The sequence below is a fragment of the Pseudomonas anuradhapurensis genome (genome assembly GCF_014269225.2).
GTDB classification, from domain to species: Bacteria; Pseudomonadota; Gammaproteobacteria; order Pseudomonadales; family Pseudomonadaceae; genus Aquipseudomonas; species Aquipseudomonas anuradhapurensis.
Map to the genome: position 1 here is coordinate 5347687 of NZ_CP077097.1, position 23716 is coordinate 5371402.

General features: G+C 58.5%; 26 protein-coding genes. 12 read left to right on the top strand and 14 right to left on the bottom strand.

Annotated features, from left to right (window positions below; all coding sequences use genetic code 11):
- The first annotated feature begins 42 nt into the window (after positions 1 to 42).
- Both HU763_RS24400 and folE2 read left to right on the top strand, forming a co-directional pair.
- Entirely contained in the window at positions 43 to 423 is a 381-nt protein-coding gene (locus HU763_RS24400; RefSeq protein WP_186683966.1) for a glutamine synthetase, read from the top strand.
- Between the two features lie 24 nt (positions 424 to 447).
- Positions 448 to 1353, top strand: a complete 906-nt coding sequence (folE2, locus tag HU763_RS24405; RefSeq protein WP_186683964.1) for a GTP cyclohydrolase FolE2 — start codon at positions 448 to 450, stop codon at positions 1351 to 1353.
- Here folE2 and HU763_RS24410 read toward each other — a convergent pair.
- On the bottom strand, positions 1337 to 1864 hold the full coding sequence (locus tag HU763_RS24410) for a DUF3617 domain-containing protein (RefSeq protein ID WP_170033917.1): 528 nt from the start codon (positions 1862 to 1864) through the stop codon (positions 1337 to 1339). The two genes, folE2 and HU763_RS24410, sit on opposite strands and share 17 nt — an antisense overlap.
- Before the next feature lie 133 nt (positions 1865 to 1997).
- On the opposite strand from HU763_RS24410, the gene cls reads away from it, so the two are divergent.
- The 8 genes from cls (at position 1998) to HU763_RS24450 (ending at position 8278) form a co-directional block, all read left to right on the top strand.
- Entirely contained in the window at positions 1998 to 3437 is a 1440-nt protein-coding gene (gene cls, locus HU763_RS24415) for a cardiolipin synthase (protein WP_170033919.1), read from the top strand.
- A gap of 140 nt (positions 3438 to 3577) precedes the next feature.
- Entirely contained in the window at positions 3578 to 3976 is a 399-nt protein-coding gene (locus HU763_RS24420; protein ID WP_186683962.1) for a hypothetical protein, read from the top strand.
- 107 nt (positions 3977 to 4083) lie between these two features.
- On the top strand, positions 4084 to 4491 hold the full coding sequence (locus tag HU763_RS24425; RefSeq protein ID WP_186683960.1) for a hypothetical protein: 408 nt from the start codon (positions 4084 to 4086) through the stop codon (positions 4489 to 4491).
- A 26-nt stretch (positions 4492 to 4517) separates the two neighbouring features.
- The gene (locus tag HU763_RS24430; protein ID WP_186683958.1) at positions 4518 to 5204 is read left to right on the top strand and encodes a methyltransferase family protein; all 687 of its coding nucleotides are present in this window, start codon (positions 4518 to 4520) and stop codon (positions 5202 to 5204) included.
- Entirely contained in the window at positions 5201 to 5470 is a 270-nt protein-coding gene (locus HU763_RS24435) for a DUF5676 family membrane protein (protein ID WP_186683956.1), read from the top strand. The genes HU763_RS24430 and HU763_RS24435 overlap by 4 nt, the downstream gene beginning before the upstream one ends.
- A gap of 24 nt (positions 5471 to 5494) precedes the next feature.
- Positions 5495 to 7678 (top strand): heavy metal translocating P-type ATPase, encoded by a 2184-nt coding sequence (locus tag HU763_RS24440; protein ID WP_186683953.1) that lies wholly within the window; start codon positions 5495 to 5497, stop codon positions 7676 to 7678.
- Positions 7675 to 7893, top strand: a complete 219-nt coding sequence (locus HU763_RS24445) for a hypothetical protein (RefSeq protein WP_186683952.1) — start codon at positions 7675 to 7677, stop codon at positions 7891 to 7893. The genes HU763_RS24440 and HU763_RS24445 overlap by 4 nt, the downstream gene beginning before the upstream one ends.
- 43 nt (positions 7894 to 7936) lie before the next feature.
- Complete coding sequence (locus HU763_RS24450; protein WP_186683950.1) at positions 7937 to 8278, top strand: DUF2933 domain-containing protein; 342 nt, start codon at positions 7937 to 7939, stop codon at positions 8276 to 8278.
- Positions 8279 to 8326: 48 nt separating this feature from the next.
- On the opposite strand, the gene cfaB is transcribed toward HU763_RS24450, so the two are convergent.
- Complete coding sequence (gene cfaB / locus HU763_RS24455; RefSeq protein WP_170033943.1) at positions 8327 to 9511, bottom strand: C17 cyclopropane fatty acid synthase CfaB; 1185 nt, start codon at positions 9509 to 9511, stop codon at positions 8327 to 8329.
- Positions 9512 to 9718: 207 nt separating this feature from the next.
- On the opposite strand from cfaB, the gene lpdA reads away from it, so the two are divergent.
- Entirely contained in the window at positions 9719 to 11119 is a 1401-nt protein-coding gene (gene lpdA, locus HU763_RS24460; RefSeq protein WP_186683948.1) for a dihydrolipoyl dehydrogenase, read from the top strand.
- 90 nt (positions 11120 to 11209) lie between these two features.
- Here the strand turns inward: lpdA and HU763_RS24465 are convergent, their stop codons facing one another.
- The 11 genes from HU763_RS24465 to HU763_RS24515 form a co-directional block, all read right to left on the bottom strand.
- Positions 11210 to 11650: a hypothetical protein gene (locus tag HU763_RS24465; RefSeq protein WP_170033947.1), complete on the bottom strand. Its 441-nt coding sequence runs from the start codon at positions 11648 to 11650 to the stop codon at positions 11210 to 11212.
- 78 nt (positions 11651 to 11728) lie between these two features.
- Positions 11729 to 13369: a phytoene desaturase family protein gene (locus HU763_RS24470; RefSeq protein ID WP_186683946.1), complete on the bottom strand. Its 1641-nt coding sequence runs from the start codon at positions 13367 to 13369 to the stop codon at positions 11729 to 11731.
- A 21-nt stretch (positions 13370 to 13390) separates the two neighbouring features.
- Complete coding sequence (fdxA, locus tag HU763_RS24475) at positions 13391 to 13762, bottom strand: ferredoxin FdxA (protein WP_186683945.1); 372 nt, start codon at positions 13760 to 13762, stop codon at positions 13391 to 13393.
- Positions 13763 to 13802: 40 nt separating this feature from the next.
- Positions 13803 to 15308 (bottom strand): phytoene desaturase family protein, encoded by a 1506-nt coding sequence (locus HU763_RS24480; RefSeq protein WP_170033953.1) that lies wholly within the window; start codon positions 15306 to 15308, stop codon positions 13803 to 13805.
- A gap of 43 nt (positions 15309 to 15351) precedes the next feature.
- On the bottom strand, positions 15352 to 16107 hold the full coding sequence (locus HU763_RS24485; protein ID WP_186683944.1) for an SDR family NAD(P)-dependent oxidoreductase: 756 nt from the start codon (positions 16105 to 16107) through the stop codon (positions 15352 to 15354).
- A 31-nt stretch (positions 16108 to 16138) separates the two neighbouring features.
- Positions 16139 to 16990 (bottom strand): alpha/beta hydrolase, encoded by an 852-nt coding sequence (locus tag HU763_RS24490; protein ID WP_225931909.1) that lies wholly within the window; start codon positions 16988 to 16990, stop codon positions 16139 to 16141.
- The gene (locus HU763_RS24495) at positions 16975 to 18498 is read right to left on the bottom strand and encodes a phytoene desaturase family protein (RefSeq protein WP_186683943.1); all 1524 of its coding nucleotides are present in this window, start codon (positions 18496 to 18498) and stop codon (positions 16975 to 16977) included. The genes HU763_RS24490 and HU763_RS24495 overlap by 16 nt, the downstream gene beginning before the upstream one ends.
- On the bottom strand, positions 18495 to 19394 hold the full coding sequence (locus HU763_RS24500) for a diiron oxygenase (protein WP_186683942.1): 900 nt from the start codon (positions 19392 to 19394) through the stop codon (positions 18495 to 18497). Before HU763_RS24500 ends, HU763_RS24495 begins: the two co-directional genes overlap by 4 nt.
- 32 nt (positions 19395 to 19426) lie before the next feature.
- Positions 19427 to 19693 (bottom strand): acyl carrier protein, encoded by a 267-nt coding sequence (locus HU763_RS24505; protein WP_186683941.1) that lies wholly within the window; start codon positions 19691 to 19693, stop codon positions 19427 to 19429.
- Positions 19690 to 20496 carry a MaoC/PaaZ C-terminal domain-containing protein gene (locus HU763_RS24510; protein WP_186683940.1) on the bottom strand — a complete coding sequence of 269 codons (807 nt, stop codon included), beginning with the start codon at positions 20494 to 20496 and terminating at the stop codon, positions 19690 to 19692. Before HU763_RS24510 ends, HU763_RS24505 begins: the two co-directional genes overlap by 4 nt.
- A 2-nt stretch (positions 20497 to 20498) precedes the next feature.
- Positions 20499 to 21767 (bottom strand): beta-ketoacyl-[acyl-carrier-protein] synthase family protein, encoded by a 1269-nt coding sequence (locus tag HU763_RS24515; RefSeq protein WP_186683938.1) that lies wholly within the window; start codon positions 21765 to 21767, stop codon positions 20499 to 20501.
- Between the two features lie 382 nt (positions 21768 to 22149).
- Between HU763_RS24515 and HU763_RS24520 the strand changes: the two genes are divergently transcribed.
- Positions 22150 to 22818 carry an acyl-homoserine-lactone synthase gene (locus HU763_RS24520; protein ID WP_170033968.1) on the top strand — a complete coding sequence of 223 codons (669 nt, stop codon included), beginning with the start codon at positions 22150 to 22152 and terminating at the stop codon, positions 22816 to 22818.
- On the opposite strand, the gene HU763_RS24525 is transcribed toward HU763_RS24520, so the two are convergent.
- A complete protein-coding gene (locus HU763_RS24525) occupies positions 22819 to 23541 on the bottom strand; it encodes a helix-turn-helix transcriptional regulator (RefSeq protein WP_186683936.1) in 723 nt (240 codons plus the stop codon).
- Positions 23542 to 23716 lie beyond the last annotated feature (175 nt).

Sequence of the window (23716 nt, forward strand, 5' to 3'; positions counted from 1 at the left end):
GCCAAGCCGTTCTCGACGAACACGTGCTGACAAAGGATGAAAATGAATCTGCTACGCGACTCGGTGCTGCTATTGCTCGCGCTGCCCACGGCACTGTATGCCATGCCACAGGGTGGCCCATTGGCGCTCTGTACCCGCAGCTCGACACTGCTCGCCTGTCAGGACGGCAAGGGCAGTTACTACAGCGTTCGCAGTGAAGGCAGCACGTTCTATCTGCGTGGTTTCGACTTCAATAGCCGTCGCCTTTGGGCGCAAACCAACAGCCGCTACGGCTCGCTGACCTTTTTCACCGGCCTGGCCAGCGATGGCGAGGCTTGGGTGGGTTATAGCCGCCGCATCGGCTGGACCACCGTGAACCGTGTTTCCAGCTCCAGTGGTCAGCGCTTCAGCCTGCATTGCAGTTTGATCGCCGGCTGCCGCTGACCTACCAATTGTTTGGAATGCCAAATGACCCAGCTCAAGCTCCCCGACATCGCCGCACAGGCCCAGGAACACACCTTGCCTTTGAACTGGGTGGGAATGTGCGGGATAGCCCTGCCGATCCATTTCGAAGGGCGCATCGCGGCTGCTACGGTGGATGCTGGCGTCAGCCTGGTGGACGGCAGCTCACGTGGAATCCACATGTCGCGGCTTTACCTTGCCCTGGAAGCTCTGGAACACCAGCCCCTTACGCCACTGGTCATTCGCCAGCTATTGTCTGACTTTCTGGACAGCCATGACGGGCTTTCTGCTGCTGCCTATCTGCGTTTGCGCTTTGAACATCTGCTGAAAAGGCCCGCTCTGGTCAGCCCCTTGCACGGCTGGAAAAGCTATGCGGTAACGGTCGATGCAAAGATTGAGAAAGAAATGTTCCACGTGGAACTATCCGTTTGCGTTCCCTACTCGTCGACCTGCCCGTGCTCGGCTGCGCTTGCACGCCAACTGATCCAGCAACAGTTCCAGGCGGACTTCAGCACCGACCAAGTCGACAAGTATGCGGTGATGCAGTGGCTTGGTAGCGCCGAGGGCATCGTCGCAACACCCCACAGCCAACGCAGTAGCGCGCATGTGCAGGTGAGGCTACGCAGCAATCAGCAGCAGTTGCCAATTACCGAGCTGATCGATTGCGTGGAGGCGAGCCTGGGGACTGCGGTACAGACCGCAGTAAAGCGCGCCGATGAACAAGCCTTCGCCTTGGCCAATGGCCAGAACTTGATGTTCTGTGAAGATGCTGCTCGGCGTTTGCACAAGGCGTTGCGACAAATCGACTGGAGCACCGCCTTCAAACTACGCGTGGAACATGCAGAAAGCCTGCATGCCCACGATGCTGTCGCGGCCAGCCAGTGGCAGTGGGATATCAGCTGCGCGGCCTGACCGAACCGCAGTCCCTACCCAACCACACGGCGCGGGTGTTCATGCTGCCCTGCTGCTGCACACCCGACGCGTTGAACGTACCGTTCACCTGGGTAGTGAATTCCCGGTCGCTGAGGAAAGTCGCCTGGCCACTGCCCTGTGCTCGCGGGCAGCTGAACTGGAACTTCCACACATTGCCGGTGCGGTCGGTGATCTTCTGGGTGCAACCTGACTTAGGGTCCTGTAGCGGGATGTCATTGGTTGCCACTTGCTCTGGCGTCAAGCAAGAACGCACCCCCTTACCACCCACAGTCACCCCCTGCTTGGCCAGCACGCCTTCCATCATCGCGCGCTGTTCCGGTGGCAGGTTCTTCAACTGGCCGAGCATGAACTCCATGTCGGGTAACGGCTTGCCATCGACCTGCATGTTGCTGGTGGTCAGCTCCCACAAACCTGGCTGCAGCATCTGAGCATGCACCAACGGGCTGCTCATACCTAGGGCCAACGCCAACAGTGGCAGACGAATCTTCATGGACGAACGCTCCTGGAAAAAAAGCCGGCCAACCGGGCCGGGCTGAGCCTTAGACGCCAAATCCACCTTCCGGTTGCAAGGCAGAGCGGGAACGTGTTCTGTTACTCGAGTGTACTCGGCAAGCAGGATGCATATGGATTACCACAGCCCCTACTTCTTTGGTTACCTACTCGGCCTGGTCCACCTGCTGGGTATCGTCGCGGCACTGCATGCGCTGTTCACCGTGCGTACTGCCCAAGGCGCAATTGCCTGGGCCATGCCATTGTTCTTCATCCCCTACCTCACCTTGATCCCTTACCTGGTCTTCGGTGCGCGTTCGTTCTACGCCTACATCAAGGCCAGGCGCCAGGCCAACCAGGAAATGCACGTTGCCATGGCCAACCTCAACTGGCGGCCATGGGTAGAGGAAGCCCTCACCGCTCGCGAGTCGGAAAGCTACGCAGCCTTGCGTGCCATGCCCAAGCTTGGCCGCATGCCCTGCCTGGCCAACAACCAGGTGAAACTGCTGATCGACGGGAAAGCGACGTTCGATGCCATCTTCGCTGCCATCGAAAATGCCCGCGACGTGGTGCTGGTCCAGTTCTTCATCATTCATGACGACAGCCTTGGTAAGGCGCTGCAACAACTGCTGCTGCGCAAGGCTGCCGAAGGCGTGCAGATATTCGTCCTGTACGACCGGGTCGGCAGCCACGCCCTGCCGGCCAGCTACAGCCAGGTCCTGCGTGAAGGCGGTGTGCAGATCCATGCCTTCGCCACTCGCCGAGGCTGGTTCAACCGCTTCCAGGTGAACTTTCGTAACCACCGCAAGATTGTCGTGGTGGATGGCCTGCTCGGTTTCGTCGGTGGCCATAACGTGGGCGACGAATACCTGGGCGCGCATCCGCAGCTCTCGCCATGGCGCGATACCCATGTGCAGATCACCGGGCCGGTGCTGGCGTGCCTGCAAGAGTCGTTCGCCGAGGATTGGTATTGGGCCACCCGCCAGTTGCCGCCGCTGATCCTGCCTGACGCCTACCCGGAGGACGGCGTACTTTGCCAAGCCTTGGCAAGCGGCCCGGCCGACCCACAGGAAACCTGTTCGCTGTTCTTCATCGAAGCGATCCATTCCGCTACCCGGCGAGTATGGATCACCAGCCCGTACTTCATCCCCGACGAAGCGGTATTCGCCGCGTTGCGCCTGGCGGTCCTGCGTGGGGTCGATGTACGCGTGCTGATACCGTCACGCCCTGACCACCGTATCGTCTATGCCGCCTCCAGCCTGTTTGCCTTCGAAGCGGTACGTGCCGGGGTGCGCATGTTCCGCTACCAACCTGGGTTCCTGCATCAGAAGGTAGTGCTGGTGGATGACGACATCAGCGCGATCGGCAGTGCCAACCTGGACAACCGCTCGTTCCGCCTGAACTTCGAAATCACCCTGTTGACGGTCGACCGCAGCTTCGCCGACCAGGTCGAGAATATGTTGATCAATGACTTTGAACAGGCTCGGGAAATCACGGCGGAGGACAGCCGTGATACCCATCGTCTACAGCAACTGGGGATGCGGATTGCGCGGCTGATTTCGCCGATTCTGTAAGGTACACAGCCCACTCGCGGGAGCAGCCTCGGGTCGTCATTGGTGCTGGCTATTCGAGCAATTTGACTTTGATCAAATGCGCCTTTGCTTTGCCAGCTAGATTGAAACCAATACGACTTGATTGGTCGAGGTCATACCTCATGTACTGGTTCCGTCGACACCGCCAAAGCATCTTGTACCTCACCCTCGCCGCATGGGTGCTAGCTTTGGCCGTGATGACGATCCATGGCTGCCTGGTACAACCGAATCACGATATCACTGCTGCCCACCATGCCGAGCTGCATGTGGGCCATGCGCATGATCTCCACGCCAATGGTTGTCTTCAGAACTGCGAGGACGTTGCTGCAGCAATAAGACCTGCAGCACAGATGATCCAGATGATGGATCCTCTCCATTGGCCCATTCTTTTGCTGTTAACTTCGGCATTGGTAATCGTGCTCGGTCCTGCGCAAAAGTCATCCCTTGCCGTTCTGGCACTGAAGCTCCACACACCATCAAAGCGCCCTGCCCGCCTGATTTTCGCCCGCCTCAACGATTAGACCTCACTGCATATCGGCAAAGCACTGATTGCGCTGTCCTGCTGCGCCGTTTCTTCGCGGCTCGGCTATCTGTCCATGTTCACTTCTGACGATCCCTGGAGTTCACCATGCAAAAGCATCCTAAATTCGTTCTGGCTGCAATCCTGGCTGGTTGCACCCTCATCGCCTCTGCCGAAGATGCCCATCACCCAGACGCTGCGCCCGCTGACTCAGCCACGAGCCCCGCCCCCGTGTCGAGCGACCTGACCAAAGCCATGAATGAGCAAATGCAGAAGATGCAGACGGCACACGACAAAGCGGCAGCGGCCAAGACGCCCGCCGAACGCCACGCTGCCATGCAGGAAGGCATGCAAGTGATGAAGGACAGCATGGCCATGATGAACAAGGATAAAGGCGCAATGGATTGTATGGGCATGCATGGAGCCAAGGGCGGTTCAGGCATGGGCATGATGAACATGATGATGCAGATGATGGAGCAGCAGTCATCGATGATGGATATGCCAACTAAAAAGTGAGCGCGTAACAAAGAGGGGTGCCCGCCATGAACCACAATGAGCCGGCCTACGGCCTCTGGTCGCTTGTTATCCTCAATTCGCTGGTGTTCATCTTGTTCGCCTTCAGCTTCGCCCGGCCGAAGACAAGCCGAGATTGGCGCTCCTTCAGCATGTTTTCAGCATTCCTGGTGGCTCTGTTTAGCGAGATGTACGGTTTCCCGCTGACAATCTACCTGCTGATGCCCTGGCTCACTCGCAACTTCCCCGGCATCGATTTCCTCTCGCACGATGCCGGGCATTTGCTCGAAACGGTGCTGGGCTGGAAGGTCAACCCGCATTGGGGGCCGTTTCACGTCATCAGCAATTTTCTGATCGCGGGCGGTTTCTGGTTATTGGCGGCTGCGTGGCGGGTCCTCTACCAAGCCCAAGCGAGTGGACGACTTGCACTTGAGGGCCCCTATGCGCGGATCCGCCATCCACAGTACGTCGGCTTCGTGCTGATCATGTTTGGCTTTTTACTGCAATGGCCAACCCTGATCACCCTGCTGATGTTTCCAATTCTCTTGTTCGTGTACATCCAACTTGCGAAACGGGAAGAGCGTGAATTGCTTGCGCACTTCGGCGATGCCTACCGCGTTTACCGTGCAAAGACGCCAGCGTTCCTGCCTTGGTTAACCCGTCGCAGTCCCGACATCCCGTCCAACGCACCTCCCAGTTCAGGTAAACAATCATGAACGCTCCTTGGAAAACCGGTCTCTCCCTGGCCTTGACCATGGCTGTTTCCTATGCGGTCTGCACGCTGCTGTATGTGCTATGGCCGGTGCAAGGTATCGCTTTTCTGAACGCCTTGTTCCACGGGCTCGACTTCAATCGCCTGCAAACTACGCAGGGCTACGGAATGATGACTTTCCTCGGCCCATTACTGGTCCTGACCCTATGGGGCGCGATAGTCGGAACCTTGTTCGCCTGGCTGTCAGGCAAGCTCCATGGCAAGTCTTGAACGTCGACGCAGGCAGAAGACGAAATGAACGAATCGCCTATGCAGCATAATCACCAGCCGTTGGCGTCCGCCTCCAGGAACCTGGCGAAAGACCCGATCTGCGGAATGATGGTGGACAAGACCAGCGCACTGTCACGCGAACGTGGCGGCCGTACCTATTACTTTTGTAGCGATGCGTGCCTGCGTACCTTCGAATCGCCAGAAAGGGAATTGAAGGCAATCAAGACCCGCGTGACTATCGCCCTCACCGGTGTACTCGCCCTGGCCCTTCTGCGCGCGGGCGCCTTCATTGCGTTGGCCGCCGGGGCCACCTTACTGACCTGGGTGCCAATCCCGGCGCTCCCTTGGTTCACCTGGGGGATATGGCTTTTCCTGTTGGTCACTCCGGTCCAGTTCATCGGTGGCTGGAGTTTCTACAAGGGCGCGTGGAACGCCATTCACACCCGCAACATCAACATGGACTTCCTGATCGCCCTCGGCACATCGGTGGCGTATTTCTACTCGGTAGCGGTGTTGTTCTTCCCGGACGTCCTACCGGTGAAAGTGTACGAGCGCGACGTCTATTTCGAAGTGTCTGCAGTCATAATCGCCTTCGTGCTGCTCGGCAGGTACATGGAGGAGATCATCAAGAAAAAATCCTCCGCTGCAGTGCGACGCTTGCTTGAACTCAAACCGGCGGTCGCACATGTCATGCGTGACGGACAAGAAATCGACCTGCCTGCTGAAAGCGTCATGGCTGGCGAGACACTAATCGTCAAGCCTGGCGAAAAGATCCCTACCGATGGCGAAGTCAGTGACGGCCAGTCGACGGTGGATGAGTCCATGCTGACCGGCGAATCGATGCCGGTGGACAAACACCGGGGCAGCTCGGTGATCGGGGGTACGCTCAATGGCAGCGGTGTACTCACGATCAAAGCGAGCAGGATCGGCGCCGATACTGCACTGGCGCAGATCATCAAGATGGTTGAGGAAGCACAGAGCAGCACCGCGCAGATCCAGCGCTTGGCCGACCAGGTCACTGGCTACTTCGTGCCTGCGGTTGTGGCCGTCGCCCTCCTGGCATTGCTCGGTTGGTCCGTGGTTGGGAATTTTCCGCAGGGCCTGTTGGCCTTTATCGCGGTACTGATCATCTCCTGTCCCTGCGCACTCGGCGTGGCGACGCCCGCTGCCTTGATGGTCGGTGTCGGCAAGGGCGCTGATAACGGCATTCTCATACGGGGCGGCGAGGTACTGGAGCGGGCAGAAAAACTGACTACGGTGGTTTTCGACAAGACCGGCACCATCACCCGAGGTGAACCTGACGTAACCGACGTGATTGCAATTGGAACAGCGTCGGAAATCGAGGTGTTGGGGCTCGCTGCTGCCGTGGAGTCCGGTTCGGAACATCCGCTTGGAGCAGCGATAGTGCGCGCCGCCCGGCATCGTGACATCCACCTGCCAAAGGCCACCGACATAAGCGGGATCGCCGGTCACGGCATCCAAGGCAGTATCGACCATGGCAAAGTCTGGTTGGGCAATCGGCGCTTGTTCGACCGCCAAGGCATTTCAACCGAGGCAGCCGAAGAGCACTTGGTAGGCCTTGAGGCCGACGGCAAGACCGCCATGCTGGTTGGTGTCGACAACCGCCTGCTTGGGGTAATTGCGGTGGCTGACACCATCAAGCCAGAGGCAGCTGAAGCGGTAACGGCATTGCAGGCAAGCAACATCAAGGTCGTGCTGCTGAGCGGTGACAACCGCCGCACTGCCGAAGCGGTCGCCCGACAGGTCGGCATCGGGCGGGTGATTGCAGAGGTGTTGCCAGACGACAAGGTCGCAGTGATACGTCAATTGCAAAGCGAAGGGCAGGTCGTTGCCATGGTTGGCGACGGGGTCAACGATGCACCGGCATTGGCCGCCGCCGACATTGGTATCGCCATCGGCTCGGGGTCCGATGTCGCCAAGGAAACGGGCGGCATCATCTTGCTCAAGAACGATGTACGCGACGTGGTCAACGCGATCGAGCTGTCGCGCGCAACCATGGTCAAGATCAAGCAAAACCTGTTCTGGGCATTTCTCTACAACGGCATCGGTATCCCGATTGCAGCCTTCGGATTGCTTAATCCGATCATCGCTGCCGCCGCCATGGCGCTCAGTTCTCTATCGGTAATCGCCAACTCTGCGCTGCTGAAACGCGCCCATATCGGTTTGAGTCACGAGGCGAAATCATGAAACGCGAAATCCTGCTGTTCTGTCTGCTGCTGACGGGTGTGGGCATTACCACGGTGCTTTATCTGATGGGGCTCAGCGGTAAATCGTTGGCCATGGCAGCCCTATTCCTGCTGTGCCCGGTTTTTGTCGGGGTGCAGCTCTTGCGCGGCGTGCGCCAGTTCGACAAGGACATGAGCGAGGCGCGCCGTATCATGCAGAAGAAAAACCTGCCCTGATACGGTTGTGTCGTCTGTGCCGTTTCGTCCAAGGAGCGCCATCATGAACCGACCCGAATCACGCCCCCACCGCTCACGGGGAACCAACTGGTACCTACTGGGCTTTCTGGCCATCGCCGGCTATTTCCTGTTCCTTGAACACAGGGCTCACATCATTCCGTATCTGCCCTTCCTGCTGGTGCTGGCCTGCCCCTTGATGCATTTGCTCATGCACCGTGGGCATCGCACACATGCGCGCGAGGAAAATGATGGACATGAACACGACAGCGCAGGCGAACGTCACAGTTGCTGCGGCCACCCGCACACCCAGGAAGGCCATGACCGAGAGCCGGAGCACCCTGTTCTATCCGATAACCCGACTAAATACCCCGATCGCCCTGCATGACCCTTCGCGACACGAGGCCGCTCCCACCGGAGCAGCCTTGTGTGATTTTCAGCGATACAGGTCTTCCCGCGTCCACGGCAGATCATGGTGGCCATCGGCATAAGGCTTGACCGCCAGTATCTGGTGCAGGTTGATCCAGCCCTTTTCGAAGGCATAGGCACACCCGGCCAGGTACAGGCGCCAGATACGCAAGGTCTTCTCGGGCACCAGGGCCGCCGCCTTGTGCAGCTGGTTCTCCAGGTTCGCGCTCCAGTGGTGCAGGGTTTTGGCGTAGTGCAGACGCAAGCTTTCCACGTCTACCACTTCCAGCCCCGCTTCACAGATGCTGGCACTGATCATCGACAGGTGCGGCAGCTCGCCATGGGGGAACACGTAGCGGTCGATGAAGTCGCCAGCGCCACGCCCGACCGGGCGGCCATCGACGTGCTTGGCGGTGATGCCGTGGTTCATCACCAGGCCCCCTTCCCTCACGGCACCGAACAGCTTCTGGCAATACAGCGCCAGGTTGGCATGGCCCACATGTTCGAACATGCCAACGCTGACCACCTTGTCGAAGCGGCCATCCTGCGGCAGGTCACGGTAGTCGAGGATCTGCAGATCGACCTTGCCGCCGAGCCCCTCTGCCTTGACACGCTCGCGGGCAAGCTTGAGCTGCTCCTTGCTCAAGGTGATGCCGAACACCTTGGCCCCATATTCGCGGGCAGCGAAACGCGCCAGCCCACCCCAGCCACAGCCTACGTCGAGCAAGTAGTCGCCGGCGTCCAGGCGCAGCTTGCGACACAGATGATCGAACTTGTCCTGCTGCGCCTGATCGAGGGTGTTGTCCGGCTCGCGGAAGTAGGCGCACGAGTAGGCCATGTCCTGATCCAGCCACAACTGGTAGAACGCGTTGGAAACATCATAGTGGTAGGAGATGGCTTCGGCATCGGTGCTCTTGTCATGCGCCTGCCGTTGCGGTGGAGCGTCTTCTTCCTCGGTCAGCAGCGCTTCACTGAGCTCATCGCACACGCGTATGGCTTCACCGATATCCCCTTCCAGCTCCAGCTTGCCCTCGACGAATGCCGTGCCCAGCTGGTCCATGCTCGGGTGGCTCAACTGGCTGATCAGCTGCGGCTCCTTGACCAGGATGGTGACCTGAGGGCTAGGCCCCAGATCGAACTCGTTACCGTCCCACAGTTTCAGCCGCAGCGGCAGATGCAGGCTCTGCAATGCCGGTGGAAGTTGCGCAAGCATGAACGACCCTCCTGTCCGTATTTGGCCACGACGCCTGAAATTTCGAACGTCGCCGAATCAGAGTAGTTCATTCGTGGGATGTTTCCTGTTATCCAGACCATGGTCGAGCATTGGTCGATCTTATCCAGGCGTCAGATTGTATACAATTTTTGCTTCTCAGCTTAACCTTGTGCCCCTCTCGTGCTTCCTCATCCTGGAGTTGAACCCATGAAATCCTATGACGTGGTGATCATCGGCGGTGGCCCTGGCGGCTACAACGCAGCCATCCGTGCTGGCCAGCTGGGCCTTAGCGTAGCCTGCGTGGAAGGCCGCTCGACCCTCGGTGGTACCTGCCTGAACGTGGGCTGCATGCCCTCCAAGGCACTGTTGCACGCGTCCGAGCTCTACGAGGCTGCCAGCGGTGGCGAATTCGCCCACCTCGGTATCGAAGTGCAACCTTCCCTCAATCTCGCCCAGATGATGAAACAGAAGGATGAGAGCGTGACTGGCCTGACCAAGGGCATCGAGTACCTGTTCCGCAAGAACAAGGTCGACTGGATCAAGGGCTGGGGTCGCCTGGATGGCGTTGGCAAGGTCGTGGTCAAGGCCGAGGACGGCAGTGAAACCGCACTGCAAGCCAAGGACATCGTCATTGCCACTGGCTCGGAGCCTACGCCGCTGCCAGGCGTGGCCATCGACAACCAGCGCATCATCGACTCGACCGGCGCCCTGTCCCTGCCGCAGGTACCCAAGCATCTGGTCGTCATCGGTGCCGGCGTTATCGGCCTCGAACTCGGTTCGGTATGGCGTCGCCTGGGCAGCCAGGTCACGGTCATCGAATACCTCGACCGTATCTGCCCCGGCACCGACGAGGAAACCGCCAAGACCCTGCAGAAAGCATTGGCCAAGCAAGGCATGGTGTTCAAGCTGGGCAGCAAGGTGACCCAGGCCAATGCCAGCAACGACGGTGTCAACCTGACCCTGGAGCCAGCCGCAGGTGGCAGCACGGAAACCCTGCAGGCCGATTATGTACTGGTCGCCATTGGCCGCCGCCCTTATACCCAAGGGCTGAATCTGGAAAGCGTGGGCCTGGCAACCGACAAGCGCGGCATGCTCGGCAACGAACACCACCGAACTTCCGTGCCAGGCATCTGGGTGATTGGCGATGTCACCTCCGGCCCAATGCTGGCGCACAAGGCCGAGGACGAAGCGGTGGCCTGCATCGAACGCATCGCCGGCAAGCCCCATGAGGTCAACTACAACCTCATTCCCGGGGTGATCTACACGCGGCCGGAACTGGCTAGCGTGGGCAAGACCGAGGAGCAGCTCAAGGCCGAAGGGCGGGCCTACAAGGTCGGCAAATTCCCCTTCACCGCCAACAGCCGGGCCAAGATCAATCACGAGACCGAAGGCTTCGCCAAAGTCATCGCCGATGCCCAGACCGATGAAGTATTGGGCGTGCACCTGGTGGGCCCAAGCGTCAGTGAGATGATTGGCGAATTCTGTGTGGCCATGGAGTTCTCGGCCTCGGCGGAAGACATCGCCCTCACCTGCCACCCGCACCCGACCCGCTCCGAGGCCCTGCGCCAGGCGGCGATGAACGTGGACGGCATGGCCATGCAGATCTGACGGCGGCGAAAAAGGCTGTGCCTAAACAAAGGGCGAACCGTGAGGTTCGCCCTTTTCATGCACTTGCCGATTTGCTCTGGCCAAACGTAATCAGCCAGTGGGATTGAGCAACTGCCACACTTGAATGAGCCCGACCAGGTGCACAAGGCCATACAGCAAGCATATTGCCGAGCTGACCACGATGAAACGGCCACTGCGCCCGGTACCAGCCAGAGCAAAAGGCCCGAGTACACCGCGTAACAGGTAGATTACGGTAATGGCGATCAGCGCCGGCCGTAACAGCGGCAATGGATCGACCACTCCGGCTCCCGACAGGGCATAAACGCCCCAGGTAGCGAGAACCAGGGCGATGCCCGCCGTTACTACCGCCGGATACCAGCGCCCAGCCTGGGCCGCACGCACGAAACGCTCGCCTGCGCCGAACAGGCGATACCACGATGGCCCCACCAGGATTACCCCCACGTGCAGGATCGACGCCAGCAGGCTAAGCCCCGCGGCCAGCAGCAAAGCGGTGTTGTAGTCATTCGACATATCATCTCTCCTTGATGAATTGCACGGCGCCAGCTGCCTCATGCACTACAGGGCGTTATCGACCGACATTGGGTGGGCTCAAGTGCTCGCCTGGGCCTCGGCACGCGTGCCGACATCCATGATCTGGTAGCGTAGCTTGCGCCCGTCGACAGCGGCAGCGGCTTCGACACCACCCGTCATAGCGCCGAATATCCCGTGCCCGGTGCGGGTGGATGCGCCACACAAGAACAGGTTTCGTATTTCGGTTTTGGTACCCGGCCGATTATGCAGGAAGTACTCAGGAGTGAATGCCAGGCCATAAGATGTCCCCCCGGCTGAACCGATGAAACGGGTCACCGAGAACGGAGTGGAGACTTCCTGATACACGATATGCTGCGACATATCTGGTATCACGCGTTCAGCCAGTGCAATCAGTTGCCGGGCATACCATTCCTTTTTCGCCAGGTACGCCGGGTTGTTCCGATAGCTGCCATCCGCTACCTCGGCCTGGGTAACACCCCAGCTTTCCGGGTTCGAAGGAACTGCCGACATCAATTGCAGGTTGTAGATGCCAGGCGGGGCAATGGCCGGATTGTCCGGGTCCTTCATCGTGGCGTTACCGATGAACAGATGCGGCTCATCCGGGAATTGACCGGCGAACACCTCACGGTAGGCACGCTCATAGTCGCAACCGGGATAGATGCGATAGTTGGTGTTTTTAAAGCCCATCGCCTTCAGGTCCATATCGATGCCCAGGTAAACCACGCCCATGGCCGGCGACATTTCGAAACGCTCTGCCCTGGTGACGGTCTTCGCCTTGAGCTGGTCCCGTCCGATCAAGTCCAGCAAGGTGTGCTTGATGTCGGCGTTGCAGATCACCGCGTCTGCCTTGACCGTACGTTTGCCCAGATGCTTGTTGCTGAATTCGACACCTACCGCGCGGCCCTTCTCGACCAGGATACGTTCGACCTTGGAACGCAGCAGGATCTTTCCTCCGTTGCGTTCGACAACCGCGCCGAGTTTGTCAGAGAACATCTGGCCCCCTCCCGAAGGGTAATACGACCCTTGCAGGAAGTGGTTGACCACCGCAGCGTGGCCAGCCATGGTCGCCCTGCTGGGAGGCTGATGGTAAACGCCGAGCTGTCCGGTCAGGATGGCGCGCAGTCGCTGATCATGGGTGCAGGTGTCGAGGAACTGGGCAACCGTCGATTTCGAATGGCGCATCAGCATCCACGAACGTGGCAGCACCCACAGCGCGGAGAGCGGCCGGGAGTGGATGCCCATGAAGTCCCAGACTTGCTGCAGCATCTTGAAATAGCGGTTGATGCCGGATTTTTCCTTGGGGAACGCTTCGATAAGCCTTTCCCGGAAGCGCTCATATCCACGCGGCACGGCAAATTGAAAATCGGGGAAGCAGAGGGTTTCGAAACCTTCTGGATCCTGCTCGATAAAATTGATTTCGCCATCATCGATGCCGGCCCCGCGCAAAATACGCGGGATCAACCCGTCCTTGCCACAGTCGCCGATGTAATGAAGACCTACGTCGAACTCGTAATCCTTGCCCTTACGATGAAAGACCGTGGCGCAGCCCCCCATCTCATAGTGCATGTCCAGCACCAATACCTGCTTGCCACGATTGGCGAGGGTCGCGGCTGCGGTCAGTCCACCAATGCCGGCACCCACGACAATCACGTCGAAGGTATCGCTTTCCAGCGTCTTGAAGCGGTCATAGCTTTGCATGGGCATTCGTCCAGGGGCACTTCAAGCGTGCTGCAGATGGTGGTCGCGGGTCGGATCGACCGCTTCGGCTTCGCGCACGAGGTGTGCAAGTTTGTTCGGCTGGTGACTCCACTTCTGGTAATCGCCCAGCGGTGGGATGCTCTGGAGAATGACGGGCCAATGTTGTGCAAGCTCGGCATTCAACGCCAGGAAGTGCCGATTACCGTCATCCAGGCGGTTCTCCGGCAGAATCGCCTCTTCAGGGCATTCCGGCAGGCAGAGACCACAATCGACGCATGCCTCCGGGTTGATCACGATGAAGTTCGGCCCCAGGTGGAACGCGTCTGCAGGGCATATATCCACACAGTTGGTGTGTCGGCACTGGATGCAGTTGTCAGTCACTACATAAGTCATGGTTAGTCTCTCGAGGTCGCATTTACGGGCACATCACCGCCTAGAAGTAGCGGTCAACCAACAAGCGGGCAGACAACATCGTTCCGATGAAGCCCGCACCAGGGAACGTCCAGGCGCCCACCTGGTAGAGCCCCTTTACCGGATACTTCTGCGGAAAACGGTTGAACAGTCCGGACTGTTGAGGCGTTTGTTCGAAGCCGTAGATCGCACCCTGGGGGTTCTGGGTGAACTTGGTCATGGTGCGCGGAGAGCCTGCTTCACAAACTTCGATGTGGTCGCGCAGGCCTGGAATGACGCGCTCGGCATTAGCGATCAACAAGTCGGTCAGCGCGGCTTTCTTGCGGCGGTAAGCCAGTTTGTCCAGCGAGTGCCAGACGTCGGGGCCGGTCAGGGTGAACAGGCCAAGGCTGGACTTTCCAGGTGGCACCATGGACGGGTCGACATTGGAGAAGTAGTTGATCGACCAGCTGGTGTTGTCCTGATGCAGCTCGCCTGCCTGGATATGTTCGAATTGCGTGCGCTGCGTTTTCCCGGGTGAGAAGAAGTGGATGTATTCCTCAGGGCCGACACCCAGTTCACTCAGCGGGCAATCCAGGCCCAGGTACACCTGGAAGCCGGATACCGAGAACTTCAGCTTGTCCAGCCGAGTGAGGTACTTGCTGGGGAAGTGCTGTTTTCCTGCCAAGCCCACCACGGCATGCGGGGAAACATTGGCCACCACGTTGCGGGCCTTCACCGGCCCCGATCTGCGCGTGACAACGCCGGTGACCCTGCCTCGGTCGACCAATATCTGCTGGACTCCCGACTCCAGTTCGACACGGCCGCCGTGCGCCTCGATAACCTCGACCAATGCCGAGGAAAGCGCCTGCGAGCCGCCTTTGATCGAATAGCCGCCGTTTTCCAGATAGTCGATGAAGGGGTACGAGAAATAGCCGAATGCCAGGTCTTTCGCCGGCAGCCCGTAGTAGCTCCACTGCGCCGACAGTACTTCCTTCAGGCGTTCGTTGCGGGTGAACCTGGAAAAGTACTTATCCACCGTTTCATGGCCATAGCGCAGGACCCGCGGATAGGCGAAGGGGGTAGCGACAAATCGCATCCAGAACGGTTTGGGTGAATAAAGGAAGCCACACAGGTCCTTGTAGTTGCGCTTGGACTCGGCGAACAACCGATCGATGTTGTCGATTTCTTCGGGGAAGCAGCGATACAGGGTCTGTTTGTAACCTTCCAGGTCGCGGTGCCCGACGGTGATGTCGATATCGGGAGAACGGTAGCGATAGAGCGTCGGATGATGGAGAAACTCGACCTTGTCCGCGACGCCACAAGCCTCGATCACCTTGAATGAATGCGCACCGCGGACCACCCCATCGAACGAATGCAGAGACACATCGAAGGTGAAGTCTTTACGACGAAAATTGCTCGCGTAACCACCGGGTATATTGTGCTTTTCTACCACCAGGACCTTCTGGCCCCGTTGGGCCATCAGGCTGGCGCTGGCGAGCGCGCCCAGCCCTGATCCTACAAAAACAGTATCGTATGATTGACTCATGAATGCTCCGGGCATCACCGCACAGCAGATCGCGCAAGGCGAATCAGGCCGTCAGGCCACCGTCGATCAGGAAGGTCTGGCCAGTGATGTAGTCGGCTTGCGGTGACAACAGGAAGCTGGCCAATGCAGCAACTTCGTGTACTTCGCCGAAGCGCTTGAGGGGGATGTTGTCGGTGATCGACTTGCGCACGTGATCGGGGATCTGGTCGATCATGTCCGTGGCGATGTAGCCGGGAGCAATGGCATTGACATTGATCTTGAAGCGCGCCAGTTCCAACGCCATGGTCTTGGTAATCCCGATCATCGCGGCCTTGGTTGCGGAATAACCCAATTGGCCCTTGTTTCCCTTGACGCCACTGACGGAGGACATGTGCAAAATCTTGCCCCGCCGCTCACCAGCCATGGCCGGGACCAACGACCTGCTGAAATAAACTGCCGAGTCGAGGTTGGTCGCAACCACGTCGCGATAGCGCTCGACGTCGAGGTTGAACAGCAGCTGGTCGCCAGTCACGCCCATGTTGTTGATCAAGCCATAGGGGCCGCCGAGATCGTTGACCAACTGTTCGCACAATGAACTGACCGACTGGAAGTCCCGACCGTCACAGGCATGCCCATGCGCACGGCCGCCGCTGGCGGCTACCTCCTGTTCGAGCTGGCGAGCAGCGTCAGCGGAGGACTGATAGGTGAACGCAACTTCATAACCTTCACGCGACAGGTGTTGTACAAGTGCGCGCCCTATACCGCGGGTACCGCCGCTGATGAGTATCCACTTGCCTTTGCCGAGCTGTTGGACATCCATGTTCTGTTTCCTTAAGTCAAAGAGCCCGTAGTCAGGCCGTTACAACGGGTTTATGAGATTCAGCACGGGCGAAGAACGCGAAGATCTCCTGGAAGTACTGATCCCGGTGCTTCTTGTGGTTTTCCAGGTGGCGACACGCTTCGAAGCCGACCACATGCAGGGATGTGCAATCCAGGCTCAGCCTTGCCACGCTCGCCTCTGGGATATAGCGGTCACTCAACCCGTAGAAGTAGGCGATTGGCAGGTGCTGAACATGCTTCAGGGAATGGTCGATCGCACAGGTACCGGTAGGCACTGCCAGACGGCTCCCGCTGATCCAGCGCATGGCGAGGCGCAACGGACCACGCGTGAAATAGCTGCGAACCGAGACAGGCACACTGTCCAGGACGGCCGAGGTGAAGGGCGAGGCGTCACGTGCCAAGGCATGTGACAGGTGGTAGCCACCGAATGAGCAGCCGACCAGGTGAATCGGCAGGCCTGGGTATTCCCGTGCGATCTTTCGCGCAATGGACAAGACGTCATCGGCGAATGCATGACCACCGATGGTGCTGCGCCCGAAGCCTTTGAAGTTGAAGGCAACGACGTGGTAGCCCTGTTCCAGGAACGCCTGATCGATGCCGTTCTCGAAAAAGTAATGCATGCCATATTTCAAGAACGGATGGCACAGCAGCACGACACCCTTGGCTTTGGCTGGGTTGGCCAGCAGTACCGCCCCCTCCAGCTTGCTGCCGTCGCTGGCCGTCTCAACGAAGCCCTCGGCCCGGCTGGGCACGTCGCGCTTCCACCCTTGTACCTGCCTGAACATCACGCGAATGAACAGTTTGGAAACGGCGACCCCAAACCAGCTGGGCGAGTGTGCATGCGTTGTCATGCCCGTCTCCATTGCCTGGCTTTCATCTCGGCATAGCCAAAGGCGGCTTCATAACTTGGGCCCGCGACCCAAGCGCTGAGAAACTGCACGCCCTGCACCGGGAAGCCATGGTGGAAGACATGCCCTTTGAGGTCGGTACCGACCATCGCCCCGTAGCCAGAGCCATCGGTGTTGTTGGTGAAGCGCACATAGGTATGCGGGGTAGCCACTTCGGTATGCAAAATGTGGCCACGCAGCTGAGGAACCTGGACCAGCAGCCGCTCTACCAGCACCTCACACGCGCGTTGCTTTTTCGCGCGATATTGCGCCGTACGCCGGGCAGGCCAATGGGCGATGGAATCAAGCACGTTGATACACACGACCTTGCCGCCAGCGGGTGCCAGGGCGTGATAGTTGGTGACCTCGATCGGGGACATCGCCCAGAAGGCCTGTTCGCAGAGCTCTGGCTGAAAACCGCTGCGCTCGGCGTCGATGCGCAGCTCGGCTGCCAACGCGGGGTCCGCAGCAAACAGCATCGACTCGCTATGCCGCAGCCCAAGCTGTGCGGGCGCTTGATCGGTGGTCAGGTACACCGTGGTGGTCGAGCGTGCCGGCTTCAACGCGGCCAGTTTCTCTCGGGTGCTCGTCAGGTCCACATCCGCCTGGAACAAGTGCTCCACCGCATAATGGGGCGAGGTATTGATGAACACCTGTGGCGCATGAAACTCACCGGCCCGGGTGCGTACCCCCGTGACATTGCCGTTGCTGTCGGTGGTCACTTCTTCTACAGGCGTGCTGAGCATGATCTTGCCCCCAGCCTGTTCGACCTGCTGCGCCAGCAGGTCGGACAGGCGCTGGGACGAGCCTGCAACGTAGGCGTTGCCGCGATTGAGCGTGGCATACACCACGTGCAGGTAGTACAGGTAGCCCAGGTCCTCCGAGTAGCCACCGACATAAATGCCAGGGGCTGCCAGGATTTCAATCAGGTAGGGGTCATCGAACAACTCGTGCAACGCCTCACGCACGGTCTTGTGCTTGAGGTTACGATGGGCCCAGCGCAACTGCGCCATGTCAGGCTCGAAACTGCCATCGAGCATCTGGAACTGGTAGTAGCCGTTGCGCCCATAGGTGCGTACCTGAGTGAAAAAGGTAACCAAGCGCTCTGCCTGATGAGGGAACCGTTCGATCAGTTGCCGTTCGACCTGGTCGGCATCGTTAGCCAACGGCAGCGCCGTGCCGTTCTGGTAGGCGCAGAAATAGTCGTTGGGGTAGACCAGGTTCAGTTCATCCTCAAGGCCCAGATCCCGCAGGATGCGGATCAGGTTGCCGCCTTCCGACATACCGCTGAGCTTGTGCAGGCTGCAATCGAAGATCGCCGATTGCTTGGGCCGGCTGAACGTCGAGGCATAGCCCCCAACCACAATATGCTTGTCGAGCATCAGGACGCGTGCACCGCGATCACGCTTGACCAGCATGGCCGCGCAGGCCAGGCTCGTGATCCCGGTACCCACGAAGATCGCGTCCCAGGTCGAAGAACTCATTGCCGCAGCCCCAACTTGTCGATCCAGGCGTAAATTTCGGCGAATCGAGCGTCGTTCAGTCGAGCATTGTTCGGTGAACGCCAGACCTCTTCGATCTTTGCCTTGTCATCCACTGCAATCGGGAACTCGAAGGAAGTGTGCAACGCGATCTCGGGGTTGTAGGTGAACATGTCGATCAGCGCCGGAATGATTTTCCGGCTCATGACTTTGACCTGGGCGATCGACTCAGCGCTGGCAGTCTCGAAGAAGGACTCGCTGATCCAGCGGCCAAAGGCGATGTGCCGTGCCTCGTCATAGTGATGCTCACGGAACAGGGTGCGGGTCATCGGCTCTACCGCTGCGCCCTGGGAGGTGTGCATGGCGCCCATTTCGGCAACCCATTCGATCAACAGCGTGAACAACACGCCAACCGCCGGCTCCATTTTCGGCAGTGTCTGGGTCAGCAACTCATAGAGCCCGACCGGTGGGTTCCAGATCTGCAGGCCGGCCTTGGCCATGAAGCGCTTGAAGGTGAGGGTATGAACGATCTCTTCCTTGGAAAAGATCATCAGGTATTCCTGCAGGTCCGGCGAAATACGGTCATGGAACTGGGTGATGTAGCCCATGTACAACGGCGGAATGGTCTGCTCGAGCCAGATGAACATGGAAATGTCACGGCCCGTCTCGAGCCAGGCCAGTTCCAGCTTCTGGGCGTCGGTCAAGCCTTCGCAATAGCGCGTTCCGTTGATCCACAGATGCTCGGGATCCTTGGGGTAAAGGCTTCGATTGATGTCCTGGTCCCATGGCAGTACGGTCGCGTGGTCCATCGTCTTGTGATGCGACACTTCGCTTAACTTGCGAACCTTCGACTCCCTCGCCGGGGAAATAGCGAGCACACTATTGTTCAGCGTAGACATTTCCTGCTCCTCCATGAATTGGGTACAGCGGCTCAGGCTTCGACGGCAGTCGATTCCTTGAGCTCGACGATGAATTCACAGAGCTGGCGCAAAGTGGCGATCTTGCGGGTGACGAACGAATCCGGGTTGATCGCCACGCCGATCTTCTTCTGCACGACCACCTGCATCTCGACGAAGTCCAGGCTGTCGAACTCCATCGCTTCAATGGTGGTATCGAGGGTCACTTCGCTTTCCTCGACATCCTTGAGGTCCAGGATCAGATCACGAACGATGGTGAATACTTGGTCAACAGTGGTCATTGTTTCGCTCCAGTGGGGTTGAGAACGGTCTTGATCATCAAGCCGAGGGTTATGGTCATTACATGGCTGCCGCTGACGACGACTCCGAGGTCGAGGGTGCCGACGGCCTTGCCTGGTGTTTCGATCAAGAGAATGTTGTCGATCTCGCAGCGGATATCGGATTGCAAGCTGCCCAACGAACGCAGATGCGTGCAGAACGTGATCTGGTGACTGGTCTGCACGACCAGGTGATTGGTGATGTCCTCGATACGCTCAGGAACCTGGCGTTGGGCAAATTGCCCGGACAGGCGCTCGAAGATCACCCCCAGATGGTTGCGGATGAAGTGGGAAAATATCAGCGCATCCAGTGCCACCCAGTCATCCAGCCCCTTGCCCAATCCTTCGCGAAACTGGGTGAGCCAAGCCTCGACATATTCCCGGTCAAGGGCGAAGCCTGGGGATTTCGACGCCCACGTTGGCGGCGCAACTTGCGAGACATGGCCGAGCACATGCTCGCTGTCACTGTTCTCGGAACGCAGCGTGAATGCCGTGCTTGCACTGCGCGGGCGGGTGGAAAGCGCGACAGGGCGGTTGCGCAGAACCGGCGCCTTCAGTAGCGCCTTGAACTGTACCCAGTCCTCATCGCGGCCATCGGCGGCACGCCCCATTTGATGTTTGATTGGCAGCAGCGCCAGCATGCCGTGCACCACGACATCCGCGGCGTCCATGCGCCGCGCCGCTTCCAGGTCAAAGTGAATAGGGTTGCGATCGCCGGAAAGATCAGCCCACGCCTCGATCTGTTCAGGGCCAAATTGCCACTGCATGATCAATGCACCTTGCGCAGCATGATGCCGGCATTGGCGCCACCGAAGCCGAAGCTCAGGTTCAGCACGTTGTCCAGCTGCCGCCCGTGCAAGTGCTCGTTAGGTACGAAGTTCAGGTCGCACTCAGGATCGGCCTCATCCAGATGGATGGTTGCCGGGATCGTGCCACGGGCCATGGCTTTGAGGCAGAAGATCGCTTCCATCGAACCTGCTGCACCAATCAGGTGGCCGGTGTACGACTTGGTGCTGGACATCGGAATGCCATGGGCAGCGTCGCCCAGCGCCAGTTTGATGGAGCGGGCTTCATTGACGTCGTTCAGCGGTGTGGAGGTGCCATGCAAGTTGATGTAATCGATGTGCGGCGCATCGACATTGGCTTGCCTGCATACTTCCTGGATCACCCGCACGCGAGCCTGCATGTCCTCGGCCGGGGCCGTCATGTCGAAGGCGTCCGAGTAGTTGGCGTAGCCGGTGATTTCGCCGAGGATCTTGGCGCCGCGAGCCTTGGCCAGCTCATAATCCTCAAGGCACAGTACCGCCGCGCCTTCGGAAAGGATGAAACCGCTTCGCCCTTTGCTGAACGGGCAGCAAGCCAGGCGCGGGTTTTCCTGCTCTTTGCTCAGAGCCTGGATGACATCGATCGACCAGACGTTGAACTGCTCTTTCAACGATTCGCTGCCACCGGCGATCATCATTTTCGCGCGACCGGCACGAATCGCCTCATAAGCTTCGCCAATGGCGATGGTGCCCGTGGCGCACGCTGCCACCGGGCTGTTTTGAACACCACGCATGTTCCAGTTCATGGTGATGGCCGCCGTCGCGGCGTTGCACATCGACATGACCGTGGCGAACGAGGTGGAAATGCCTTGTTGGCAATATTCGTTGTTATTGAAGTTCGCCGTGTCCAGCCCTCCCCAACCGGTGCCGAGAACGACACCACGGTCGAACGGTGCGACCACGTCATCCAGTGGTGTGTCGCCATAAGCCATGTGCAATGCTTCATGGGCCGCCACCAAGCTGTACTTGGCGAACAGAGGCAACATCTTGGAAATCTTCTTCGAGAACGGCCGCATGGCCTCGCGGCCGAAGTCGTCGATGAAACCGAAGAAGCGCGCATGGATAGTCGGGTCATCAAAACGGTGCAGACGATAGCCGATCTGGTAATCCATCATCGCGTCCCAGATGGCATCGGCGTTCTGGCCGAGCGAGCAGATCGCACCGTAACCAGTAACGACGACGCGGCGAGGTGCTGGAGAGGCTGGCTTTTCCATGGTCTTCCCTGATTGATGTGCTGGCGTGACAACCCGTGTATGAACAAGGGCGGCATTGAGTGCAGGCGCTAACTGCCAGGGCCGAACATACGAGGGTTTTCGATACCCATCGCAACCGTGTGCCTGGCAAATAACGTCTTGTAAGTTGTGAAAACTGGCGTCCTACACAACGACCCGGGAAGTGTGCCCAATTCTGCGATGGCAACAACTGTATCTAGGTACAGGCGCTCGGTATTTGCCGAAATACCGACGGGCTGCATGCACTTAAGTACAGGTTGCTCAGCGCCGACAGTTGATAGAATCAGCAGGTTGTATTTCGAAGGGCATGCTGTATACCAACGCCCACGCGACCGCCATACCTGAGGCAAGGGAACAGCCCAATATGATAACTATCGACTTTCACAAGATTGAATACCGTCGTGACCCACATCCTTGGGTTGCCGAGTTGTACGGCTTACGCAAGCATGTTTTCTGTGATCGCCTTAATTGGAAAGTCACGGTGAGAAATGGCATTGAATTGGATGAATATGACAACTGGAACACGACGTATCTGGTTGGCACTTGCCAAGGCATACCGTTGGCGGGGCTGCGCCTGATCAACACGCTACACCCTTATATGGTTGAAGGTCCCTTTCGCGATTTCTTCAGTTGCACACCGCCCAAGCGGGCCTTGATGGCTGAATCCAGCCGCTTCTTCGTCGATAAGACCCGTTCACGCAAGTTGGGCCTGGCGCACTTGCCATTGACCGAAATGTTGCTTTTCAGCATGCATGACCACGGCGAACTGACCGGCTTGAAATCGATCGTCACCGTGGTCAGCGATGCCATGGCACGCATCGTTCGACAGGCCGGCTGGCACTACCAGATTCTCGACAGCGGCGAGGCGTCGCCGGGTGAGACGGTGCATTTGCTGGACATGCCGATCAGTTCGTCCAACCGCCTGCGACTGCTCGAAAGCATTGCGCGCAAGCAACCGCTGTCATCACTGCAGACCCAGCAATGGCCGTTGAGCCTGCAGTTGCACGATGTATCCGACAACCACATCGCCTGATCAGATGATGCCCTGTCGCTTGGCCTCGTAGACGGCTTGCTTGGCGTTGCCGACCTGCAATTTGCCAGAAATGTTCGACATGTGGAATTTCACTGTGCGCTCTGAAATTCCACAGTCCGTGGCAATTTCGCGGTAGGTCTTGCCGCGCATGACCAGTTGCAGCACGCCCAGTTCGCGGGTGGAAAGCGGCCCATCGGCTGCACTGGAAAACAGCTGATCGGTTTTGCGCGAGGTCATCAGCCAACTATGAAATTTGATCAGCAGCATTTGCAGCTGGCTTTGCTGCTTGGCCATACGTCGATCAAAATCCACTTGCGAACCCGCATCGCACACACTCAAGGCACAGAAGGTTCCGGACGCATCGCGCAGGGTAAACGTGGTACCCGAGCAGATTCGATAACGGGTAGCGCGCCTGAAAAAGTCCACGCCTTCGGGACCGCTGTTGGCAAGGGCTTCGTGCCAAGAGAAAGGTGTGATCTCCCTCAGCCCATGCTTGATGATTGGGTCGATCAGATAGCTCTTGTTATCTTTATAGCTTTTAACCCAGCTCGGTGGGTAATTTGAAATGATAATCGGCTCTACATTGCGATTATGAGTAGCGGCGTAGTACGCATATTTCAAATCTTTCACATCACACAATTGAAGCTGCAGCTCGTCATGCAGGTATGTGATGGGGTGGTTTTTATCGCATGTAGTGGCTGCGTCCCGGTTTCGACTGTCCATGTCGTGTTCCTGCCGTTTCTCACGGCGCGATAAATGGCAAAGCCATTGCGCCGTGCAAATCATTTTAGAGTTGTTGCTCAAAAATCGTGAGCCTCGGATTACCGCGCAAGCGTGATAGTCGGTGATATTAAAATGTGAGTCAATGTGGATGCTGGAACTCTGTTTATCCGTTTGT

What these genes read in the sequence shown, in the direction of transcription:
- HU763_RS24400 (WP_186683966.1), top strand. Translation starts at nt 43, where the DNA reads ATGAATCTGCTACGCGACTCGGTGCTGCTATTGCTCGCGCTGCCCACG.
- folE2 (WP_186683964.1), top strand. Translation starts at nt 448, where the DNA reads ATGACCCAGCTCAAGCTCCCCGACATCGCCGCACAGGCCCAGGAACAC.
- HU763_RS24410 (WP_170033917.1), bottom strand. Translation starts at nt 1,864, where the DNA reads ATGAAGATTCGTCTGCCACTGTTGGCGTTGGCCCTAGGTATGAGCAGC.
- cls (WP_170033919.1), top strand. Translation starts at nt 1,998, where the DNA reads ATGGATTACCACAGCCCCTACTTCTTTGGTTACCTACTCGGCCTGGTC.
- HU763_RS24420 (WP_186683962.1), top strand. Translation starts at nt 3,578, where the DNA reads ATGTACTGGTTCCGTCGACACCGCCAAAGCATCTTGTACCTCACCCTC.
- HU763_RS24425 (WP_186683960.1), top strand. Translation starts at nt 4,084, where the DNA reads ATGCAAAAGCATCCTAAATTCGTTCTGGCTGCAATCCTGGCTGGTTGC.
- HU763_RS24430 (WP_186683958.1), top strand. Translation starts at nt 4,518, where the DNA reads ATGAACCACAATGAGCCGGCCTACGGCCTCTGGTCGCTTGTTATCCTC.
- HU763_RS24435 (WP_186683956.1), top strand. Translation starts at nt 5,201, where the DNA reads ATGAACGCTCCTTGGAAAACCGGTCTCTCCCTGGCCTTGACCATGGCT.
- HU763_RS24440 (WP_186683953.1), top strand. Translation starts at nt 5,495, where the DNA reads ATGAACGAATCGCCTATGCAGCATAATCACCAGCCGTTGGCGTCCGCC.
- HU763_RS24445 (WP_186683952.1), top strand. Translation starts at nt 7,675, where the DNA reads ATGAAACGCGAAATCCTGCTGTTCTGTCTGCTGCTGACGGGTGTGGGC.
- HU763_RS24450 (WP_186683950.1), top strand. Translation starts at nt 7,937, where the DNA reads ATGAACCGACCCGAATCACGCCCCCACCGCTCACGGGGAACCAACTGG.
- cfaB (WP_170033943.1), bottom strand. Translation starts at nt 9,511, where the DNA reads ATGCTTGCGCAACTTCCACCGGCATTGCAGAGCCTGCATCTGCCGCTG.
- lpdA (WP_186683948.1), top strand. Translation starts at nt 9,719, where the DNA reads ATGAAATCCTATGACGTGGTGATCATCGGCGGTGGCCCTGGCGGCTAC.
- HU763_RS24465 (WP_170033947.1), bottom strand. Translation starts at nt 11,650, where the DNA reads ATGTCGAATGACTACAACACCGCTTTGCTGCTGGCCGCGGGGCTTAGC.
- HU763_RS24470 (WP_186683946.1), bottom strand. Translation starts at nt 13,369, where the DNA reads ATGCAAAGCTATGACCGCTTCAAGACGCTGGAAAGCGATACCTTCGAC.
- fdxA (WP_186683945.1), bottom strand. Translation starts at nt 13,762, where the DNA reads ATGACTTATGTAGTGACTGACAACTGCATCCAGTGCCGACACACCAAC.
- HU763_RS24480 (WP_170033953.1), bottom strand. Translation starts at nt 15,308, where the DNA reads ATGAGTCAATCATACGATACTGTTTTTGTAGGATCAGGGCTGGGCGCG.
- HU763_RS24485 (WP_186683944.1), bottom strand. Translation starts at nt 16,107, where the DNA reads ATGGATGTCCAACAGCTCGGCAAAGGCAAGTGGATACTCATCAGCGGC.
- HU763_RS24490 (WP_225931909.1), bottom strand. Translation starts at nt 16,990, where the DNA reads ATGGAGACGGGCATGACAACGCATGCACACTCGCCCAGCTGGTTTGGG.
- HU763_RS24495 (WP_186683943.1), bottom strand. Translation starts at nt 18,498, where the DNA reads ATGAGTTCTTCGACCTGGGACGCGATCTTCGTGGGTACCGGGATCACG.
- HU763_RS24500 (WP_186683942.1), bottom strand. Translation starts at nt 19,394, where the DNA reads ATGTCTACGCTGAACAATAGTGTGCTCGCTATTTCCCCGGCGAGGGAG.
- HU763_RS24505 (WP_186683941.1), bottom strand. Translation starts at nt 19,693, where the DNA reads ATGACCACTGTTGACCAAGTATTCACCATCGTTCGTGATCTGATCCTG.
- HU763_RS24510 (WP_186683940.1), bottom strand. Translation starts at nt 20,496, where the DNA reads ATGCAGTGGCAATTTGGCCCTGAACAGATCGAGGCGTGGGCTGATCTT.
- HU763_RS24515 (WP_186683938.1), bottom strand. Translation starts at nt 21,767, where the DNA reads ATGGAAAAGCCAGCCTCTCCAGCACCTCGCCGCGTCGTCGTTACTGGT.
- HU763_RS24520 (WP_170033968.1), top strand. Translation starts at nt 22,150, where the DNA reads ATGATAACTATCGACTTTCACAAGATTGAATACCGTCGTGACCCACAT.
- HU763_RS24525 (WP_186683936.1), bottom strand. Translation starts at nt 23,541, where the DNA reads ATGGACAGTCGAAACCGGGACGCAGCCACTACATGCGATAAAAACCAC.